We start from the raw sequence: 2,896 nt of genomic DNA, 5'->3' as shown, positions 1-2,896 counted from the left end.
CTTCATGATGGTTAACGTGAAAGTGGGCGAACGCCGTAGGCGGTCCGTTCGAATGACATGTTAAACCGCACTCGCACTCCTCCTACCCCGAAGCCGATGCCACGCGGCGAACAAGACCACAGCCAGAAGCGGCACCACAAGAACTGCGGCTGCAATCGGCAGGCTATAGGACCCAATGGCCAAGGCTACAGCGCTTGACACACACGCTACGAGGCCAGCTCCCGCACCCCAGACTGCGCTCCGTCCAGGCGGGGAAAGTGCAACAACCGCGAGTATCAAAAGCAATAGGACCGAAAGCACGATGCGCAACTGTGAAATTTGGTATATCTCAAGGCAGGCACACGCCTTCGAGGGCACGAGCGCAAAGGCGATGAGCGCTACGAGCGCCGCGATCCACCTCCCGGTACTTGGCTTGCGTGCAGTGCTCGTACTCATCGCGGTTTAACGTTTGACTTAAGCGGACCGCCGTAGGCGGGTCCACTTGAAGGAAGGGTTAGGCCTCGGACTCATTGCCACTTGCCCTTTCGATTACTTCAAGTAAGTGCTTCCCATGTGCGTTTGCTGGACAAGCCTGACGAAGCGCAACGAGCAAGGCAAGAGCCTCGGGCGTTCTCAACGATGAGATGAGCCTAGCGAAAGCGGCAGCGGTGTAGGTTTCGGGACCTGCTGCAAAGGTGCGAATGAGTGGACCGACAAGCTCGTGCAGTTCGAATGCACAAGCGATCTTGGCAGCCACGACACGCTCCCGCCAACCCTTGCATAGGGTGAGCTCACGCACGAGTTGCGGGGCGTCGCTGGGCGCAACGAGTTCAGTGACCTTGCTCACAGAGCCACTCCAGTTGCCTGTGTAGAGCTGAATGACGAGTTCGTGCATCTGAGGCCTAACGTGAAGATGACCGGACCACAACACTTTGCGGCGAAGCCGAATTCTGCTGTTGTGGGGCCGTGTCGATTGACCAGTTAGACATCATCGCATGCCTTCACGAATCAGACTCGACGCCCACCTTCCAGAGCACGTCGCATTTTGGGCAGTGGCGCAATAGCGGCGTACCGACTCGTCCGTCGGTTTCCAGCAGGCCTGACACCGGACCGCCACAATCCGGGCACACAAAGCTCTTGGCGCCTCGGATACCGAACAATATCAGGGCGGCCACAGCCGACACAAACCAAACGCCACCGAAAACATACTGCCACATGCCTCTCGGGACATCCGTCACGAACAAAAGCAGCACGCCCCAAACACCGATCACGGCCAGTATGCGCGCGCTTTGGCGTTCCATAAAAGTGTTCGCGCTTTTAACCTTTGGCATGAGGTCTAACGTGCGTGTAATCGGCGACTTGCGCCAGGAGGCCGCGCAACGGCCGGACGCCGCAAGGCGTCCGTGTTGACTGGCTGGTTAGCTGTCAGTTCGCTCACGATCTAGATGTCCGATGCTTCAATTGCCACTTTCAGCTCCCCTGAGTCCGGCGTGGCGACAATCACTTGGCAGTTTAGCGCCGTGCGCTGTTGCCCGACGAAGCCAAACACGGCATGTGCCGTGACAACGGACGAAGGCTCAAAGCCTTCCTTCCTCAGAATTTCGGCAAACTTGGACCTGAGTCCAGGTGCTTCGACAGGTGAAACGTCAGAGCATCCCACGAGCGCGACCGAAATCTCCATCACCCCCGCGCGCCGCTGCTCCAGGGTGCGTTCAGGTGTGTCATACGAGTTTCCGCTCAACGCGTGTTGGGCAAAGCTGCGCGCCACGTTTCTCAGTCGCTTGATACCCGGCATGTGGTGACAGCTAACGCAGAAATGACCGGCGGACAGTAGGCGGGCGAAAGCCCGCCGATAGGACGTCCGTGTCGATTGCCATGTTAGACCGAACTCTCGCCGCGCGAGATTGGTCGCCCATTCGAGGTGAATCGCTGGGCGGCGGCCCGCGCCGTTCCGTTGCAATACTCTATCTCGGCTAGCTCACCGAGCGGTCCGTACTCTCGATAGAGTCCGTGGAGCACCTCGGCCCCATCGGTTCCCGCGTACCACGTGTAGTGCTTGTGAACCCGACCAGTTGGATAAGAGATCGTATGCGTCAAGAGTTCGCTTGGCGGCGCGAGCGCCTCCAACGCAGGAAGATGTTCCGCGACCTTCGAATAAAGCTCAGAGTGATCCGCCTCGCCCAGATTTGAGACGACGGTAAGCGACCCAGTCTTGCGATAGTGGCGAACGGAATCAAGTAGGTCAGCCAGAAGCCAAGCAGGACAGTCTTGAATGGCTTCCACGCCTCCAGTCGCGGCGATCGTCTCGGCGGCAAATGAACGGAACATCTTCCTTGAACTCCTCATTCCAGAAGACGTCGCAGAGACCTTCCCAGCGAAGCTGAATTCGCCCCTCTTCACTGCTTCCAAAGACAACCTTGCAGCTCCGAACGTCGTGGTGCCCAAAGACATACATTGTTCCCTTTTCTGGATGAGGTTCGGCGCCGGTCTGCCAAGACGTACTTTGGCCTTGAAGTTCGAGTGCATCTTGTGCGGGGAGGCATAGCCCTTGGTGGTACAGGTAGGGAGCCCAGTTCTCACCGTCGAACTCTTCCTTTTGAGTTTCGATTTCAATGCACCAGTTCTCTCCACGGCGAGTTACCTCAGCGAGCTTGACTTCGAAAACGCGATCACGCAGCGTGAGTTTTCCGATGGATATCATGACGCCTAACTTTGATATATCCCGAAAAACTGCGGAATAACATGGCCACCAATCAGATAACACCGGCGACTATGGTTAAAAAAAGTGTTTGAAAGCATGGGCTTATCTCACTATTCTGTATAAATGGACAGGTATGACAACCCTGGCAAAGTCGCYGCACCAGCTTTGCAGTCCACGCGGTTGCTGGACCAGGTGCGTGTCTGCTTTGCAGTGAGG

General features: G+C 57.0%; 4 protein-coding genes. All 4 read right to left on the bottom strand.

What is annotated here, in order from left to right; genetic code table 11:
- Window positions 1–493: 493 nt before the first annotated feature.
- Window positions 494–874, bottom strand: coding sequence for a hypothetical protein (locus tag AC1D0P_RS24660; RefSeq protein WP_477679141.1), 381 nt, complete (start codon window positions 872–874; stop codon window positions 494–496).
- 106 nt (window positions 875–980) lie between these two features.
- The gene (locus AC1D0P_RS24655) at window positions 981–1,280 is read right to left on the bottom strand and encodes a hypothetical protein (protein WP_477679140.1); all 300 of its coding nucleotides are present in this window, start codon (window positions 1,278–1,280) and stop codon (window positions 981–983) included.
- Between the two features lie 140 nt (window positions 1,281–1,420).
- Window positions 1,421–1,774, bottom strand: a complete 354-nt coding sequence (locus AC1D0P_RS24650) for a hypothetical protein (RefSeq protein WP_477679139.1) — start codon at window positions 1,772–1,774, stop codon at window positions 1,421–1,423.
- A gap of 447 nt (window positions 1,775–2,221) precedes the next feature.
- Window positions 2,222–2,680: a hypothetical protein gene (locus AC1D0P_RS24645; RefSeq protein WP_477679138.1), complete on the bottom strand. Its 459-nt coding sequence runs from the start codon at window positions 2,678–2,680 to the stop codon at window positions 2,222–2,224.
- Window positions 2,681–2,896: the final 216 nt, after the last annotated feature.

The sequence above is a fragment of the Polaromonas sp. P1_G2 genome (assembly GCF_056405515.1).
This window is presented reverse-complemented; position numbering and strand designations above follow the sequence as displayed.

Excerpts from the sequence above, each read along its gene's own strand:
- AC1D0P_RS24660 (WP_477679141.1), bottom strand. The coding sequence starts at position 874 with ATGCACGAACTCGTCATTCAGCTCTACACAGGCAACTGGAGTGGCTCT.
- AC1D0P_RS24655 (WP_477679140.1), bottom strand. The coding sequence starts at position 1,280 with ATGGAACGCCAAAGCGCGCGCATACTGGCCGTGATCGGTGTTTGGGGC.
- AC1D0P_RS24650 (WP_477679139.1), bottom strand. The coding sequence starts at position 1,774 with ATGCCGGGTATCAAGCGACTGAGAAACGTGGCGCGCAGCTTTGCCCAA.
- AC1D0P_RS24645 (WP_477679138.1), bottom strand. The coding sequence starts at position 2,680 with ATGATATCCATCGGAAAACTCACGCTGCGTGATCGCGTTTTCGAAGTC.